The sequence below is a fragment of the Brevundimonas fluminis genome (assembly GCF_003934285.1).
Taxonomy (GTDB): Bacteria; Pseudomonadota; Alphaproteobacteria; order Caulobacterales; family Caulobacteraceae; genus Brevundimonas; species Brevundimonas fluminis.
In genome coordinates this window covers 146,982-162,126 of record NZ_RQWJ01000004.1, presented here as the reverse complement: position 1 = coordinate 162,126, position 15,145 = coordinate 146,982, and the positions used below count along the sequence as shown (strand labels likewise).

General features: G+C 69.0%; 16 protein-coding genes. 6 read left to right on the top strand and 10 right to left on the bottom strand.

Annotated features, from left to right (window positions below; all coding sequences use genetic code 11):
* The first annotated feature begins 1 nt into the window (after position 1).
* Positions 2-1,408, top strand: coding sequence for a type I glutamate--ammonia ligase (gene glnA / locus EFJ44_RS09640; protein ID WP_125257010.1), 1,407 nt, complete (start codon positions 2-4; stop codon positions 1,406-1,408).
* A gap of 74 nt (positions 1,409-1,482) precedes the next feature.
* On the opposite strand, the gene EFJ44_RS09635 is transcribed toward glnA, so the two are convergent.
* From EFJ44_RS09635 to clpX, 5 genes are all read right to left on the bottom strand, one after another.
* The gene (locus EFJ44_RS09635) at positions 1,483-1,737 is read right to left on the bottom strand and encodes a hypothetical protein (protein ID WP_125257009.1); all 255 of its coding nucleotides are present in this window, start codon (positions 1,735-1,737) and stop codon (positions 1,483-1,485) included.
* A gap of 64 nt (positions 1,738-1,801) precedes the next feature.
* Positions 1,802-3,451: a CTP synthase gene (locus EFJ44_RS09630; RefSeq protein WP_125257008.1), complete on the bottom strand. Its 1,650-nt coding sequence runs from the start codon at positions 3,449-3,451 to the stop codon at positions 1,802-1,804.
* A gap of 91 nt (positions 3,452-3,542) precedes the next feature.
* The gene (secG, locus tag EFJ44_RS09625) at positions 3,543-3,977 is read right to left on the bottom strand and encodes a preprotein translocase subunit SecG (RefSeq protein ID WP_241209744.1); all 435 of its coding nucleotides are present in this window, start codon (positions 3,975-3,977) and stop codon (positions 3,543-3,545) included.
* 79 nt (positions 3,978-4,056) lie between these two features.
* On the bottom strand, positions 4,057-4,806 hold the full coding sequence (gene tpiA, locus EFJ44_RS09620) for a triose-phosphate isomerase (RefSeq protein ID WP_125257006.1): 750 nt from the start codon (positions 4,804-4,806) through the stop codon (positions 4,057-4,059).
* Positions 4,807-4,854: 48 nt separating this feature from the next.
* On the bottom strand, positions 4,855-6,123 hold the full coding sequence (clpX, locus tag EFJ44_RS09615) for an ATP-dependent Clp protease ATP-binding subunit ClpX (protein ID WP_125257005.1): 1,269 nt from the start codon (positions 6,121-6,123) through the stop codon (positions 4,855-4,857).
* Positions 6,124-6,314: 191 nt separating this feature from the next.
* Here clpX and EFJ44_RS09610 point away from each other — a divergent pair, with 191 nt between their 5' ends.
* Positions 6,315-6,959, top strand: coding sequence for an HAD-IB family hydrolase (locus tag EFJ44_RS09610; RefSeq protein WP_125257004.1), 645 nt, complete (start codon positions 6,315-6,317; stop codon positions 6,957-6,959).
* Positions 6,960-6,965: 6 nt separating this feature from the next.
* On the opposite strand, the gene EFJ44_RS09605 is transcribed toward EFJ44_RS09610, so the two are convergent.
* From EFJ44_RS09605 to tig, 4 genes are all read right to left on the bottom strand, one after another.
* Complete coding sequence (locus EFJ44_RS09605) at positions 6,966-7,916, bottom strand: hypothetical protein (protein WP_125257003.1); 951 nt, start codon at positions 7,914-7,916, stop codon at positions 6,966-6,968.
* A gap of 52 nt (positions 7,917-7,968) precedes the next feature.
* Positions 7,969-8,610 carry an ATP-dependent Clp protease proteolytic subunit gene (locus EFJ44_RS09600; protein ID WP_125257002.1) on the bottom strand — a complete coding sequence of 214 codons (642 nt, stop codon included), beginning with the start codon at positions 8,608-8,610 and terminating at the stop codon, positions 7,969-7,971.
* A 101-nt stretch (positions 8,611-8,711) separates the two neighbouring features.
* Positions 8,712-9,635 carry a hypothetical protein gene (locus tag EFJ44_RS09595; protein WP_125257001.1) on the bottom strand — a complete coding sequence of 308 codons (924 nt, stop codon included), beginning with the start codon at positions 9,633-9,635 and terminating at the stop codon, positions 8,712-8,714.
* Positions 9,636-9,719: 84 nt separating this feature from the next.
* Positions 9,720-11,063: a trigger factor gene (gene tig, locus EFJ44_RS09590; protein WP_125257000.1), complete on the bottom strand. Its 1,344-nt coding sequence runs from the start codon at positions 11,061-11,063 to the stop codon at positions 9,720-9,722.
* A 191-nt stretch (positions 11,064-11,254) separates the two neighbouring features.
* Here tig and EFJ44_RS09585 point away from each other — a divergent pair, with 191 nt between their 5' ends.
* The 4 genes from EFJ44_RS09585 (at position 11,255) to EFJ44_RS09575 (ending at position 12,915) form a co-directional block, all read left to right on the top strand.
* On the top strand, positions 11,255-11,620 hold the full coding sequence (locus EFJ44_RS09585) for a hypothetical protein (protein WP_125256999.1): 366 nt from the start codon (positions 11,255-11,257) through the stop codon (positions 11,618-11,620).
* A gap of 52 nt (positions 11,621-11,672) precedes the next feature.
* Entirely contained in the window at positions 11,673-12,344 is a 672-nt protein-coding gene (locus EFJ44_RS09580) for an MBL fold metallo-hydrolase (protein ID WP_125256998.1), read from the top strand.
* A gap of 82 nt (positions 12,345-12,426) precedes the next feature.
* Positions 12,427-12,570: a hypothetical protein gene (locus EFJ44_RS13860; RefSeq protein ID WP_164511898.1), complete on the top strand. Its 144-nt coding sequence runs from the start codon at positions 12,427-12,429 to the stop codon at positions 12,568-12,570.
* 120 nt (positions 12,571-12,690) lie between these two features.
* Positions 12,691-12,915, top strand: a complete 225-nt coding sequence (locus EFJ44_RS09575; RefSeq protein WP_241209743.1) for a con-10 family general stress protein — start codon at positions 12,691-12,693, stop codon at positions 12,913-12,915.
* Positions 12,916-12,918: 3 nt separating this feature from the next.
* Here the strand turns inward: EFJ44_RS09575 and egtB are convergent, their stop codons facing one another.
* Positions 12,919-15,072 carry an ergothioneine biosynthesis protein EgtB gene (egtB, locus tag EFJ44_RS09570; protein WP_125256996.1) on the bottom strand — a complete coding sequence of 718 codons (2,154 nt, stop codon included), beginning with the start codon at positions 15,070-15,072 and terminating at the stop codon, positions 12,919-12,921.
* Positions 15,073-15,145: the final 73 nt, after the last annotated feature.

Sequence of the window (15,145 nt, the reverse complement as noted above, 5' to 3'; positions counted from 1 at the left end):
AATGAGCGCGAAGAAGATCCTCGCGGAGATCAAGGACAAGGACGTCCAGTACGTCGACCTCCGCTTCACCGACACCAAGGGCCGGATGCAGCACGTCACGTTCGACGTCGATCTGGTCGACGAGGAATTCCTCGAGGACGGCACGATGTTCGACGGGTCGTCGATCGCGGGCTGGAAGGCCATCAACGAGTCCGACATGCTGCTGAAGCCGGACCTGAACGGCTTCTGGATCGACCCCTTCTACCAACAGACGACGCTGTTCCTGTTCTGCGACGTGCTGAACCCCGACACCGGCGAGCCCTATAACCGCGACAGCCGCTCGATGGCCAAGAAGGCGCTGGCGTACGTCCAGTCCTCGGGCGTCGGCGACACGGTCTTCTTCGGGCCGGAAGCCGAGTTCTTCATCTTCGACGACGTGCGCTGGTCCACCGCCCCGCACGAGACCGGCTACGCCTACGACTCCATCGAGCTGCCGGCCAACACGGGCGCCGAATACTCCGAAGGCAACATGGGCCATCGGCCGACGCACAAGGGCGGCTACTTCCCGGTCAATCCGACCGACAGCGCCCAGGACCTGCGCGGCGAGATGCTGTCCGTCATGCGCGATCTGGGCATGCAGCCCGAGAAGCACCACCACGAGGTCGCGCCGGCCCAGCACGAGCTCGGCCTGAAGTTCAGCGACCTGCTGACCATGGCCGACCGCCTGCAGCTCTACAAATACGTCATCCACAACGTCGCCGCCGCCTACGGCAAGTCGGCCACCTTCATGGCCAAGCCGACCTTCGGCGACAACGGCTCGGGCATGCACGTGCACCAGTCGATCTGGCGCGACGGCAAGCCGCTGTTCGCCGGCGACAAATACGCCGGCCTGTCGGACATGTGCCTGTGGTACATCGGCGGCATCATCAAGCACGCCAAGGCCATCAACGCCTTCGCCAACTCCACCACCAACTCCTACAAGCGGCTGGTGCCCGGCTATGAAGCCCCCGTGAAGCTGGCCTATTCGGCCCGCAACCGATCGGCCTCGATCCGCATCCCCTGGGTCAACTCGCCGAAGGCCAAGCGCATCGAGGCGCGTTTCCCGGACCCGATGGGCAACCCCTATCTGACTTTCGTCGCCCTGCTGATGGCGGGGCTCGACGGCATCGAGAACCGGATCGATCCGGGCGCCGCCGCCGACAAGAACCTCTACGACCTGCCGCCCGAAGAACGCGGCAACATCCCCGAGGTCTGCGGCTCGCTGCGCGAGGCGCTCGAGAATCTCGACAAGGACCGCGCCTTCCTCAAGAAGGGCGGCGTCATGGACGACGACTTCATCGACAGCTACATCGAGCTGAAGATGGAGGAGGTGATGCGCCTCCAGCTGCATCCCCACCCCGTCGAGTTCGACATGTACTACAGCTGCTGATCGGCGGCTGGGTCCATGAAAGGAAGGCCCCGGGCGGGGAACCGCCCGGGGCCTTCTTCATTTTGCCGGGGCGATCAGCGGTTGGTCGTCTCGACCTCGATGCCGTCGCGGCCGGCGCGCACCGTGGTGCTGTCGCCCTCGCGCTCGACGACCACCGGAGGCGCCGGGGTTTCGACGACCACCGGCGGCGCCTGCTTCTCGACGACGACCGGCGCGGGCGTCTCGACCACGGTCGTGGTTTCGGCCGGTTCCTCGGCGGCGGGCTGGCACGCGGCGGCCATCAGGGCGGCGCCGCCGACGGCGGCCAGGGTCAGGATCGAACGGGCCATCTGGGCCTCCTCGGGTGAATGGTCGAGCTGAAACGGCCAAGCCGTCCCGCCGTTCCGTTCCGCCCTAAACCAGGCGGCTCTGCACGACCGCCGCGCCGATGAAGCTGGCGAACAGGGGATGCGGCGCGAACGGCCGGCTCTTCAGCTCCGGGTGGTACTGCACGCCGATGAACCAGGGATGGTCCGTCCGCTCCACCGTCTCGGGCAGCACGCCGTCCGGCGACAGGCCGGCGAACACCAGCCCCTTCGCCTCGATCGCCTCGCGATAGTTGATGTTGACCTCATAGCGGTGGCGGTGCCGCTCGCTGATGGTCGTGGCGCCGTAGGCCTCGGCGATCTTCGACCCCGGCTTCAGCACCGAGTCATAGGCGCCCAATCGCATCGTCCCGCCCAGGTCTCCCCCGGCCATGCGCTGGACCCGCTCGTTGCCCTGGGTCCACTCGGTCATCAGGCCGACCACGGGCTCGTCCGTCGGGCCGAACTCCGTCGAGGAGGCCCTGGGGAAGCCGGCCAGGTTCCGCGCCGCCTCGATCACCGCCATCTGCATGCCGAAGCAGATGCCGAAATAGGGGATGGCGTTCTCGCGCGCGAACCGCGCCGCCTCGATCTTGCCCTCAGAGCCCCGCTCGCCAAAGCCGCCGGGCACCAGGATGGCGTGGGCGCCCTGAAGGCGCGCGTTGCAGGCTTCGCGATCGCCCTCGAAGGTCTCGGATTCGACCCAGTCGATGTTGACCTTGACCCGGTTCGCCACGCCGCCGTGGTGCAACGCCTCGATCAGGGATTTGTAGGCGTCCTTCAACACCGTGTACTTGCCGACCACGGCCACGGTCACCTCGCCGTCGGGGCGCAGGCGACGGTCGACGATCTCCCCCCACCCGGTCAGGTCAGGCTCCGGCGCGTCGGTCAGGCCGAAGTGCGCCAGCACTTCCCGGTCCAGCCCCTCGCGGTGATAGTCCAGCGGCACGGCGTAGATGTCGGCCGAGTCCATGGCCTGGATGACGCCGCTTTCGCGCACGTTGCAGAACAGGCCGATCTTCCGCTTTTCCTCCGGCGGGATCGGGTATTCGCAGCGGCACAGCAGGATGTCGGGCTGGATGCCGATCGACCGCAGCTCCTTCACGGAATGCTGCGTCGGCTTGGTCTTCATCTCGCCGGCCGTCGGGATGAACGGCAGGAGCGTCAGGTGCACGAAGCACGACTGTCCGCGCGGCAGGTCCTGCCCCAGCTGGCGGATGGCCTCGAAGAACGGCAGGCCCTCGATGTCGCCGACGGTGCCGCCGATCTCGACGAGCACGAAGTCGACGTCCTGGCCGTCGTCGGTCAGGGCCTTGGACAGGCAGAACTGCTTGATCTGGTCGGTGACGTGCGGAATGACCTGCACGGTCGCGCCGAGGTAGTCCCCGCGGCGCTCCTTCTCCAGAATCGTCTGGTAGATCCGGCCCGTGGTGATGTTGTCGGACTTCGCCGCCGACACGCCGGTGAACCGCTCATAGTGGCCCAGGTCGAGATCGGTCTCGGCGCCGTCGTCGGTGACGAAGACCTCGCCGTGCTGATACGGGCTCATCGTGCCCGGATCCACGTTCAGATAGGGATCGAGCTTGCGCAGGCGGACCTTGTATCCGCGCGCCTGCAAAAGGGCGCCCAGCGCCGCCGAAGCGAGCCCCTTCCCGAGGGAAGAAACCACGCCGCCCGTGATGAAGACATACCTGGCCACGGGGGACCAACCTACTGCTGATTCGGTCCGCCGGGCGGCGGAGACTTTGAGGGCGGGAGAGGAAGGCGGGGATGAATCTCCCCGTTCACTCTCAGTTGGCCGGGGCCGGGTTGGCCGGCGTGGTGGCCGGGGCCGGAGCGGCCAGATCGGCTTCCAGATCGCCCAGCGACGGCGTGGCGGACGGCGCGGCCGGGGTCGCGGCGGCGGCCGGGGCGCCCTCGACGCCCGCTTCCGCGGCCGGGGCCGTCGGCGCGGCCAGGGCGCCCACGGCGTCGGCGTCGATGATCGAGCCCGTGCCGCGGCTCATGTTGCCGACGATCGTCAGGCTGATGGCGCAGATGATGCCCAGCGCGGCCAGCCACCACGTCGTCGTGGTCAGCAGGTTGCCCGCGCCGCGCGCCGTCATCATGCCCGACGGCCCCCCGCCCATGCCGAGGGCGCCGCCCTCGGAGCGCTGCAGCAGCACCACCGCCGTCAGCGACAGCGAGATCAGGATCATGGCGACGAGGAGAATGGTCTGGAGCATGGCCGCATTCAGATGTGGCGCAGGGGTGCGCCGATCAAGCGGGGGCTGTTAGCACCCTTGTCGACCTGCGGCAAACGGATCACGCCGCGCGGACGATCCCCAGGAAATCCGCAGCCTTCAGCGACGCCCCGCCGACCAGCGCCCCGCCCACTTCCGGCACGGCCAGGATGTCCCGGGCATTGTCCGGCTTGACCGAGCCGCCGTACAGGATGGGAGCGGTCTCGCCGCCCTGCCCCAGCCTCTCGACCATGGCGGCGCGCACCGCGCGGTGCACCTCCTCGATCTGTTCAAGGGTCGGCGTCAGGCCCGTGCCTATGGCCCAGACGGGCTCGTAGGCGACGGCGAAGGCCGCCGTTCCCGCAGAATCCGGCAGCGAGCCCAGCACCTGCGCCCGCACCACCTCGACCGCCTTGCCGGCCTCGCGCTGATCCAGCGTCTCCCCGACGCAGACGATCGGCTCCAGCCCCGCGGCGATCGCCGCCTCGGTCTTGGCCGCGACGTCGGCGTCGGTCTCTCCGAATCCCTGGCGCCGCTCGGAATGGCCGACGATCACCAGGCCCGCGCCGGCGTCCTTGAGCATGGGCGCAGACACCGAGCCCGTGAACGCCCCCGAAGCCTTCGCATGACAGTCCTGCCCGCCGATCTCAACCGCCCCGCCTCTCAGCGCCCAGGCCATCTGCGCGATCAGGGTCGCGGGCGGACAAAGGGCGACCCGGTGCGCCGACGGTTCGCCGTCCAACGCCTCTCGCAGGGCCTTGGCCTCCGCCAGAGAGGCGGACAGCCCGTTCATCTTCCAGTTCCCGGCGATCAGCTTCACGGATTGTTTCATGGCGACGCTTCTAGCGCCGCCGTCGTCCGTCTCACAAGTCCGCGGGCGTCAGGCCGCGCCGTCGGCCTTCTTCTTGCCGGCCTCGGAATAGATCAGCAGCGGCTGCGCCTTGCCCTCGATCACCTCGGCGTTGACCACGACCTCCTCGACCCCCTCGAAGGTCGGCAGCTCGAACATGGTCTCCAGAAGGATGCCTTCCAGGATCGACCGCAGGCCGCGCGCGCCGGTCTTGCGGGTGATCGCCTTCTTGGCGACCGCCGACAGGGCGTCGTCGGTGAACGTCAGCTCGACGTTCTCCATCTCGAACAGGCGCTTGTACTGCTTGACGAGGGCGTTCTTGGGCTCGGTCAGGATCTTGACCAGGGCGACCTCGTCCAGATCCTCCAGCGTGGCCAGCACCGGCAGACGGCCGATGAATTCCGGGATCAGGCCGAAGCGCATCAGGTCGTCCGGCTCGACCTGCTTCAGGATGTCGCCCGTGCGGCGCTCGTCCACTTCCTTGACCTTGGCGCCGAAGCCGATCGAGGCCCCCTCGCCGCGCGCCGAGATCACCTTCTCCAGCCCCGCGAAGGCGCCGCCGACGATGAACAGGATGTTGGCCGTGTCGACCTGCAGGAACTCCTGCTGCGGATGCTTGCGGCCGCCCTGCGGGGGCACCGAGGCGACGGTGCCCTCCATGATCTTCAGAAGCGCCTGCTGCACGCCCTCGCCGGACACGTCGCGCGTGATCGACGGGTTGTCCGACTTGCGCGAAATCTTGTCGATCTCGTCGATGTAGACGATGCCGCGCTGCGCCCGCTCGACGTTGTAGTCGCTGGCCTGCAGCAGCTTCAGGATGATGTTCTCGACGTCCTCGCCGACGTAGCCGGCCTCGGTCAGCGTCGTGGCGTCGGCCATGGTGAAGGGCACGTCGATGATGCGCGCCAGCGTCTGCGCCAGCAGCGTCTTGCCCGAGCCGGTCGGCCCGATCAGCATGATGTTCGACTTGGCCAGTTCGACGTCGTTGGACTTCGTCGCGTGGTTCAGACGCTTGTAGTGGTTGTGGACCGCGACGCTCAGCACCTTCTTGGCGTGGGCCTGGCCGATCACGTAGTCGTCGAGGACCTCGCGGATCTCCTTCGGCGTCGGAACGCCGTCCTTGGCCTTCACGAAGCCGATCTTGTGCTCCTCGCGGATGATGTCCATGCACAGCTCGACGCACTCGTCGCAGATGAACACGGTCGGTCCGGCGATCAGCTTGCGCACCTCGTGCTGGCTCTTGCCGCAGAAGCTGCAGTAGAGCGTGCTCTTGGCGTCGGTTCCGGCGGCTTTGGTCATCGACCCTTCTCACTCTCGCGTCCGTCCCGCTTGGGACTCAACGCGTCTCCTGCGCGTTTGATTCCCGAACGATGGGCGCGAAGGTCTTCAAAAAATGACAATCACCCATCCCGAACCGGGTCACAACCCCCGCGAAGGGGCCGACTCGGAAGGAAGGGCGATCAGGATGGCATGCGGGATCACGGTGGCGAATGTCTGACATGGGGACGGAGCAAGGAACGCGCCAGTCGGTCGAGGGGCGCCCCGTCGTGGCCTTCGACTTCGACGGCACCCTGACGGTCCGTGACAGCTTCACCGCCTTCCTGCGTTGGCGGGCGGGCCGGCGCGGCTGGGCCGCCGGTCTGGCCCGGATGACGCCGGATCTGGCCGCCTATGTTCGCGATCGGGACCGCGGCGCGCTGAAGGCCGCCTCCGTGCGGCGCTTTCTGCTCGGCGTCCCGAAACAGGATCTGGAGCGCGACGCCGAGGACTTCGCCGCCGAGGTCTGGGATCGCTTCATGCGCCCCGACGCCGTCCGGACATGGAACGACTGGGGTGAGCGCGGGGCCCGGCGGGTCATCGTCACGGCCAGCCCCGACCTGACCGTCGCCCCCTTCGCCCGACGCCTCGGCGCGGAGATGCTGCTGGGCACCCGGCTGGCCTTCGACGGCCGGGACCGGGTCGCCGGCGCCTTCGCCACGCCCAACTGCCGCGGCGAGGAGAAGGTGCGTCGTCTCAACGCCGTCTTCGGCCCCGACCTGCGTCTGGCCGCGGCCTACGGCGACACCTCGGGCGACCGCGAAATGCTGCGGATCGCGGACGTGGCGGGGTTCCGCGTCTTCACCGGCCGGCCCTGACGGTCCTCAGCGGTCCTCGGCCCCCGCGGTGTAGGCGTCGAGGATGGCGCGGCTCAGGGCCGACGCCTGGGCGTTGCGGCCCACATGGCCGTGCCGCACCGCGTAGAGCCCCTCCAGATAGGCCGCGTCCCACGGCGACAGGCCGGGAACGCCCCTCCCCTCCGGTTCGAACAGGTTCAGGATGGAGTCGAACCGGCGCAGGTCCGCGTCGGGATCCACCTGGGCCAGCGCGACGAAGCCGACGTAGTCGGCCAGCTGCTCCAGGGTCGCGCCGCCCAGCTGGTCCACGTCGACGATGACGAACGACCGCTTCATCACATCCCGCAGCGGCTCCCGCAGCCGCGACGCGAAGTTCCGCCGGACCTGCGGGGCGTGATGCTCCTCCATCAGCCGGTTCGGCTCGGTGGAGGGCCGTATGCTGTGCATTCCGGGAAGCCGCACCGCGATCTGCCCCGTCTCGTCGTCGACCGGCACGCTGACGTGCCACCAGCGCACCGGCGCGTCTCCGGTCTGGAAGGCCGCCAGATCGTCGCGGCCCCGATCCATGCCCGAACCGCCGACGATGAACAGCTTCGGCCGGCGCGACACCAGTTCCCGCGCGAACCCGGCCCCGTCGGTCGTGCCGATGATCAGGACGGACGGGTGGCACGGCGGCTCGTGGGCGCGCAGGCCCAGCGAACGGACCAGGTCGGACACGTGGTCGACCAGGTACTGCGCCACCTCCGGCGTGAAATTGGCGGCGCCCACGCAAACGCCGTCGTCCCAGCGGGCCGCGCCCCGGTCCCCCGCCGGGGCCGCCACCTCGTCGACGAAGGCCCGCGCAGCCTGATCCAGACGCCGACCTTCGACGACCAGATCCTCGACGCGATAGACCTCATCGGACTGCTGGGCCGCCGCTGCCGTGACCGACAGAGCCAGAACGGCGCCGGCAAGTCCGGCGATGATCGTATTGCGCATGGTGGGCCTCCCACACGCATGAGGCGCGCGGGCGGCCCGTTCGTCAACTGCGTCAGACGGTCTTCACGCCGTCGCCGTCGGCCTGTTCGCGACGGTCGTAGACGTGGTCGACGATGCCCCAGGCCTTGGCCTCCTCGGCCGACATGAAGTGGTCGCGGTCCAGCGTCTTCTCGACCTCTTCATAGGTCCGACCGGTGTGATGGACGTAGATCTCGTTCAGGCGGCGCTTGGTGTAGCGGATGTCCTCGGCGTGGCGCTCGATGTCCGAGGCCTGGCCGCGGAACCCGCCCGAGGGCTGGTGCACCATGATGCGCGCGTTCGGCAGCGCCACCCGCTGGCCCGCGGCGCCGGCCGTCAGGATCAGCGAGCCCGCCGACGCCGCCATCCCCATCACCACCGTCGAGACCGGGCTCTTGATGTACTGCATGGTGTCGTAGATCGCGAGCGCCGACGACACCTGACCGCCGGGGCTGTTGATGTACATGCTGATCTCCTTCTTCGGGTTCTCCGACTCCAGGAACAGCAACTGGGCGCAGATCAGGCTGGCCATGCCGTCCTCGAACGGTCCGGTCAGGAAGATGATCCGCTCGCGCAGCAGACGCGAGAAGATGTCGAAGGCCCGCTCGCCCCGGCTGGACTGCTCCACCACCATGGGGACCAGGTTCATGTTCATCAGGTCGATCGGATCGCGCATTCGGGGCCTTCTCGGGATGCGGGGCGCGACTCAGCGCACGCCCTCTCGGACACCAGGATATCGCGTCCCGCAGGCCACCGCGCAAGGCGGCCGCCGTGCCGTCACTGCGGCGACGACTGTCGCATCGTCCGGGCGACCTCGTCGGCCACGCCGTTCGCCACGGCGCGGCGATCCGTCCGCATCGGCGCGCCCGGTCGATACAGGGCGCGCAGATAGGCCATGTCCCAGTCGCTGAAGCCGGGGCTGGAGGCCGGATCCTCGAACACGTTCAGCACGCTGGCCTGCCGCGAGACGTCGCCGCGGGGATCGACCTGCGCCAGGGCCACGAAAGCCAGATAGTCGGCCAGTTGCTGCGGGCTCACGTCGTTCACCCGGTTCACGTCGACGATCACGTAGATGCGCGCCAGATCGTCACGGACCTGGCTGTTCAGGCGCGAGGCCGAGGTGCTGAAGATGTAGGGCGCCGCCGGATTTCCGTCGGCGTCCACGTCTCCCGGCAGGCGCGTCGCCCGCTGCCCGGTTTCCGAGTCGATCGGAACGCTGGTGGTCCACCACCGCACAGGGCGGTCGCCGTCCAGAAAGTCGTCGCGGAAGTCGGAACTCAGGTGATAGGTCCTGCCGCCCAGCCGGAAGCCCCGGGGATCTGCCTCCACCATGGCGCCCGCGACGGCGCGCGGGTCGTCGGTGAAGACGACGATGACGTTGGGGCGGCATCCGACGTCGCCCGACCGGACGCCCAGATCTTCGGCGACGGCCGAGATGTGATCGATCAACGGTTGCGCCGCCTCGGGGCGAAGGTTGACCGCGCCGACGCAGATCGCCCGGTTCCAGCGCGCCAGGCCCCGGCCGCGCGGCGCCTCGCCGACGTTCTCGACGAACTCCTCCGCGACGGTCGTCAGCGGACGGCCGTCCACGATGATGTCGTCCACCCGGGTCGCCGGCGGATCCTGCGGCGGTGGATCCTGCACCGGAGGATCCTGCTGAACGGCCGTGACGAGGGCCAGGGACATGACGGCGGCCAGCATGGAGGGCGCTCCTGAACACGCCCGGATCGGGCGCGATCAGCTTGCCTCAGACAACCTTCGCTGGAAAGCCCCGCCGAACGGCGGTCAGCCCTCGTCCTCGTCCTTCAGCAGGTCTTCTTTGCTGATCGGCGCGTCCTTGACCTCGGCCTGGCCGAAGATCAGCTCGCACACCTTCTCCTCGTAGACCGGCGCGCGCATCTGCGCGGCGGCGTTCGGGTTCTGGCGATAGAAGTCCAGCACCTGACGCTCCTGGCCCGGATAGTTGCGGGCCTCGGCCATGATCGCGTTGTTCAGCTCCTGATCCGTGACCTGCACGTTGTTGGCGCGGCCGATCTCGGCCAGCACCAGACCCAGGCGGACGCGGCGCTCGGCGATCTTGCGGTATTCCTTCTCCAGCGCCTTTTCGGTCTTCTTGGCGTCGGCCTCGTCGAGGCGTCCGGCCTCCTTGTCGGCCTTCACCTGGCGCCAGATCGCGTCGAACTCCTGCTCCACCATCTTCGGAGGCAGGTCGAAGCTGTGCTTGGCGTCCAGCTGGTCCAGCAGGCCGCGCTTCAGCTTGAAGCGGGCGGCGTTGGCATACTGCTGGTTCAGGTTCTGGCGCAGCAGGTCCTTCAGCTTGTCCAGCGATTCCAGCCCCAGCCGCTTGGCGAACTCGTCGTCGATCTTCGCCTCCGCCTCGGCCTTGATGGCCTTGACGGTGACGTCGAACGTCGCGGCCTTCCCGGCCAGATGCGCGGCGCCGTAGTTCTCGGGGAAGGTGACGTTCAGCGTCTTCTCGTCGCCGACCTTCACGCCCTTCAGTTGCTCCTCGAAGCCGGGGATGAAGCGGTTGGAGCCGATCACCAGGTCGGCGTCGGTGGCCGAGCCGCCCTCGAAGACCTCTCCGTCGACCTTGCCGACGAAGTCGATGGTGACCTGGTCGCCCTCGGCGGCCTTCACCGTCTTGCCGGTCTTGTCCTCATAGGTCTTGGCCTGACCGGCCAGATCCTTCAGCGCCTCGTCCAGATCGGCGTCGGTCGCTTCATAGACCGGGCGCTCCAGCTTCAGCGTCTTGGGGTCCACCGGCGTGAAGTCCGGCATGACCTCCAGCGACATCTCATAGGTCAGGTCCTCCTGACCGGCGACGACCTTGTCCATGTCGCTGACCAGCTTCATCTCGGCCGGGGCGGCCGGACGCAGCTTGGCCTCGTCCAGCGCCTTCTGGCTGGAGGTGTTCAGGGCGTCGTTGACGATCTCGCCCATCAGGTCGCGGCCGTAGGTCTTCTTGACGTGCGCGGCGGGCACCTTGCCGGGACGGAAGCCCTTCAGCTTCATCTGCGGCGAGACTTCCTTGATCTTCGCGTCCAGCTTCTCGTTCAGCTCGGCGGCGGGGATGGTCACCGCGATCGTGCGGCTGAGACCTTCGTTCGACTTTTCGACGACTTGCATGGGCGGGACGATCTGACGCTCTGGGGCGCGGACGGACGGGCGGACGCGCGATGGGAAAAGCAAGAAGGGCCGCCCTTGGCCAGGGCGGCGCCTCGAAGCCCGCCCTTATGTCGAGACGGGGCGCAAAGGTCAACGCGGGCGGCGTCCGATCCCGGCTTTGCAATCCGGCGCCCCGATGCGATCCTCGCGCCGTGAACACCTCGTCCGATCCCGCCTTCGCCGCGATCCAGTTGCTGGTCATGTTCGGCGTCGTGCTGTGGTGGGCCTACGTGGCCGGCGTAGTGTTCGCGGCCGTCGTCGTCGTCCGAAGCCGGACCTGGCTCCGCGCCACGGCCTGGTGGTCGTTGCGCGCCCAGATCGCCCCGCTCGCCGCCCTGGCCGTGCTCGCCTTGATCTGCGTCCTGCAGCTCGCCCTCGACCGCGCCCTCATCTCGGAGGGCGCGGGCGCGGCGCTCGTCATGACATCTCTCGCGGCAGGTCCGATCCTGAGCCTCTGGTTGATCGGAGCCCTCCTCGTCGGCCGCCTCCGCGCGGCCCCGGCGAAGCCGTCGACCTGAGCACGCCCTCGACGGCTATCCCCGGGCCGGACGGCCGACTATCTCTCCGCTCATGACCGACGCCCCCTCCCCCCTCGGCCTGTTCGTCGCGCCGGTGACGGCCTTCCAGCAGAACTGCACGACCGTATGGTGCACGAAGACGAACCGGGCCGCCGTCATCGATCCCGGCGGCGGCGTCGATCCGATCCTCGCCGAGGTCGCCCGACGCCGCCTCACGCTGGACCAGATCTGGATCACCCACGGGCACCTCGACCACGCCGGCGGCGCCGCCGAGATGGCGGAGAAGTCCGGCGCGCCCATCATCGGCCCGCATCCCGAGGATCAGTTCTGGATCGACGGCATCCCGGCCCAGGCGGCACAGTACGGGCTGGAGCCGATGCGCAGCTTCACCCCGACCCGCTGGCTGGCCGACGGCGACGTCCTGACGCTGGGCGAAACCACCTGGGAGGTGTTCCACACCCCCGGCCACACGCCCGGCCACGTGATCTTCTTCTGCCGCGCCGCGCGCTTCGCCCAGGTCGGCGACGTCCTGTTCCAGGGCTCCATCGGCCGCACCGACTTCCCGCGCGGCGACCTGCGGACCCTGATCGACTCGGTCACGACCAAGCTCTGGCCCTTGGGCGACGACGTCCAGTTCGTCCCCGGGCACGGACCCGGCTCCACTTTCGGGGCAGAACGTCGCACCAATCCCTTCGTGTCGGATCAGGCGCTGGGGCGGACGTAACCGCCTTCTCCCCCCGGGGGACAAAGGCATCGAACCGGGTCCGCCGCGCGTTGGCCTCCTGACCCAGCGTCAGGAGCACGTCATGCACGACCCCATGCCCGAACCCGTCTCGCCCCCCGAGGTGCCGGACACCACCCCTCCGGGTCCCGAGATCGATCCGCCGCCGCCGTCGCCGGACGGCCCGCCCATGCCCGAACCGGGAAACCCGGGCCGACCGGCGGCGTGAGTGATTCGCCCAAAAGTCAGCGGTTTGCGGCTCGCGCGCCTGTGACCGGAGGCGGGGAACGGAAGCCCCGCACACGGATTGTGACTGCAACGCAACGCCACAGTGAGGATGGACCGCCCCATGTCCCTTCAGCCCCCCAAAGCGTCCGGTGTCTCCAAGCGGGGCTTCGCCTCCATGGACCCCGAGCGTCAGCGTGAGATCGCCCGCAAGGGCGGAGCCAGCGTGCCCAGCGAGAAGCGCAGCTTCTCGCAGGACCGCAGCCTGGCCGCCAAGGCCGGTCGCAAGGGCGGCGAGGCCTCCCACGGCAGCCGCAAACCCGGCGAACCCGCCACCCGCGTGAACTGAGGCTCAGGCCGCCAGCAGGGCCAGGGCGACGGACGGGTCGGGGCTCACGTCCAGTCGTTCCAGCGTCCAGCCGGCGGCCGACGCCGTCTCGCGCAGGCTCGCTTCGGTGAACTTGCGCGAGCTCTCGGTGTGGATCGTTTCCCCGGCGTCGAAGCCGAACGCGCGGCCGCCGACGTGAACCGTCTGCGGCCGCGTCGACTCCAGATGCATCTCCACGGCCGACCGCGCGGGATTCCAGATCGCGCGATGGCGGAACGCCGCCAGGTCGAAATCCGACTTCAGCTCGCGGTTCGCCCGGGCCAGCAGGTTCAGATTGAACGCCGCCGTCACGCCCTCGGGATCGTCATAGGCGCGCTCCAGCACCTCGACGTCCTTGACCAGATCGACGCCCAGCACGAACAGGGCGTCCGGCCCCAACAGGTCGCGCGCGCCCTTCAGGAACCGCACCGCCTCGTCCGGCTCCAGATTTCCGATCGTCGAGCCGGGAAACAGGCCCACGCGCCGCCCTTCCGGCAGATCGGCCGGCAACGTCAGCGGCGACAGGAAGTCTCCCGCCACGGTCCGGATGACCAGATCGGGGTACGCCGTCTCCAGCCGCGCCTTCGCCTCCCTGAGCGCGTCCGGGCTGATGTCGATCGCGACGTAGGCGGCCAGGTCGTGGGCGGCGTCCAGCACCTTGCGCGTCTTCTCGCTGGCGCCCGACCCGAACTCCACCAGCACCGCGCCCGGCCCGAAGCTCTCGGCCAGCCGCGGCGCGGTCCGTTCCAGCAGGGCCGCCTCCTGCCGCGTCGGGTAATAGGCCTCCAGCCGCGTGATGTCCTCGAACAGCTCGCTGCCGCGCGCGTCGTAGAACCACTTGGGCGAGGTCGCCTTGCGCGGCCGGCTCAGCCCCTCGATCATCGCCTCCCGGAACGCCTGGGTCTGGACCGGTTCCAGCGGCCGCTCCGCCAGGGCGGGCTCGTCCGCCAGACGCACGCCCGAGAAGGCCCATCGGGCCGACGGCGGGAAGAAGTTGCGGTACGTCGCGCGCTCATGCCCCGCCGGCGTCGCCCAGGACGACCCGCGCAACACCTGCTGCCCGCTCATGAACTTGCCGTTGTATTCCGAAGCCGTCCCCGGAGTGGGCCGGAAGCGCGGGTACGCCAGGTAGGCGCTGGCGGTCCACTGCCACACCTCGCCGAAGCCGTCCGACAGCAGTCCCGCCTGGGCCGCGACCTCCCACTCAGCCTCGCTCGGCAAGCGTTTGCCCGCCCACCGCGCGAAGGCGTCCGCCTCGTAGAAGCTCACATGGCGCACCGGCTCCGACGGGTCCACCGCCCGGCGGCCGGCCAGCGTCATCGTCGTCCACAGACCGTCCGCCTCGCGTCGCCAGTACAGCGGCGCGCTCCAGCCCTCGGCCCTCACCGTGGCCCAGCCGTCGGACAGCCACAGCTCGGGCCGCTCATAGCCGCCGTCCTCGATGAAGGTGAGCCAGCGCCCGTTCGTCGCCAGCCCGCGCGAGACGGCGAAGGGCTCGACGAAGACCTGATGCCGCGGCTTCTCGTTGTCGAAGGCGAACCCGGCGTCTCCCGCCCCGATCTCGACCAGCCCGCCTTCGACGCGCGCGAAGCCCTGTCCCGCCTCGGGCGCCGCCGCCTGCCGCGGCTCCGCCTCATAGGCCGCCGGCTCCAGCGGAGACCGGCTCATCAGGTGCAGCAGGTCCATCAGGAACAGCTCGCAGTGCTGCTCCTCGTGCGCCAGTCCCAGCTCGAAAAGATACCGCTCGTGCTCGTCGCGCAGACCGTCGGCCAGCAGGCTCTCCATCCGGCGGTCCACCTCGGCGCGATAGGTCATGATCTGGTCCAGCGACGGCCGCGTCATCAGCCCGCGCTCCGGCCGCGCCACCCGCTCGCCCAGCGCCTCGTAATAGCTGTTCAGGATCAGCGTCAGCTCCGCGTCGACCGGCGCATAGCCCTCACGACGGCCCAGCAGCATCGTCTCGAAGAACCAGCTGACGTGACCCAGATGCCATTTGCCCGGGCTGGCGTCGGGCATGGACTGCGCCTGCAGATCCTCCGCGGTCAGCCCCGCCGCCAGCGCCGGCATCCGCCCACGCACCTCGCGATAGCGTGCGGCGTCGTCCGCCGCGGGACAGGCGGTCTTCGGTGACGCTTTCATGAGGTGCTCCCGTGGCGCGCGCCGCCGCCCCGATGTCGACCGCTTCACACAGAACACCTCGGGTCGCCGTCCG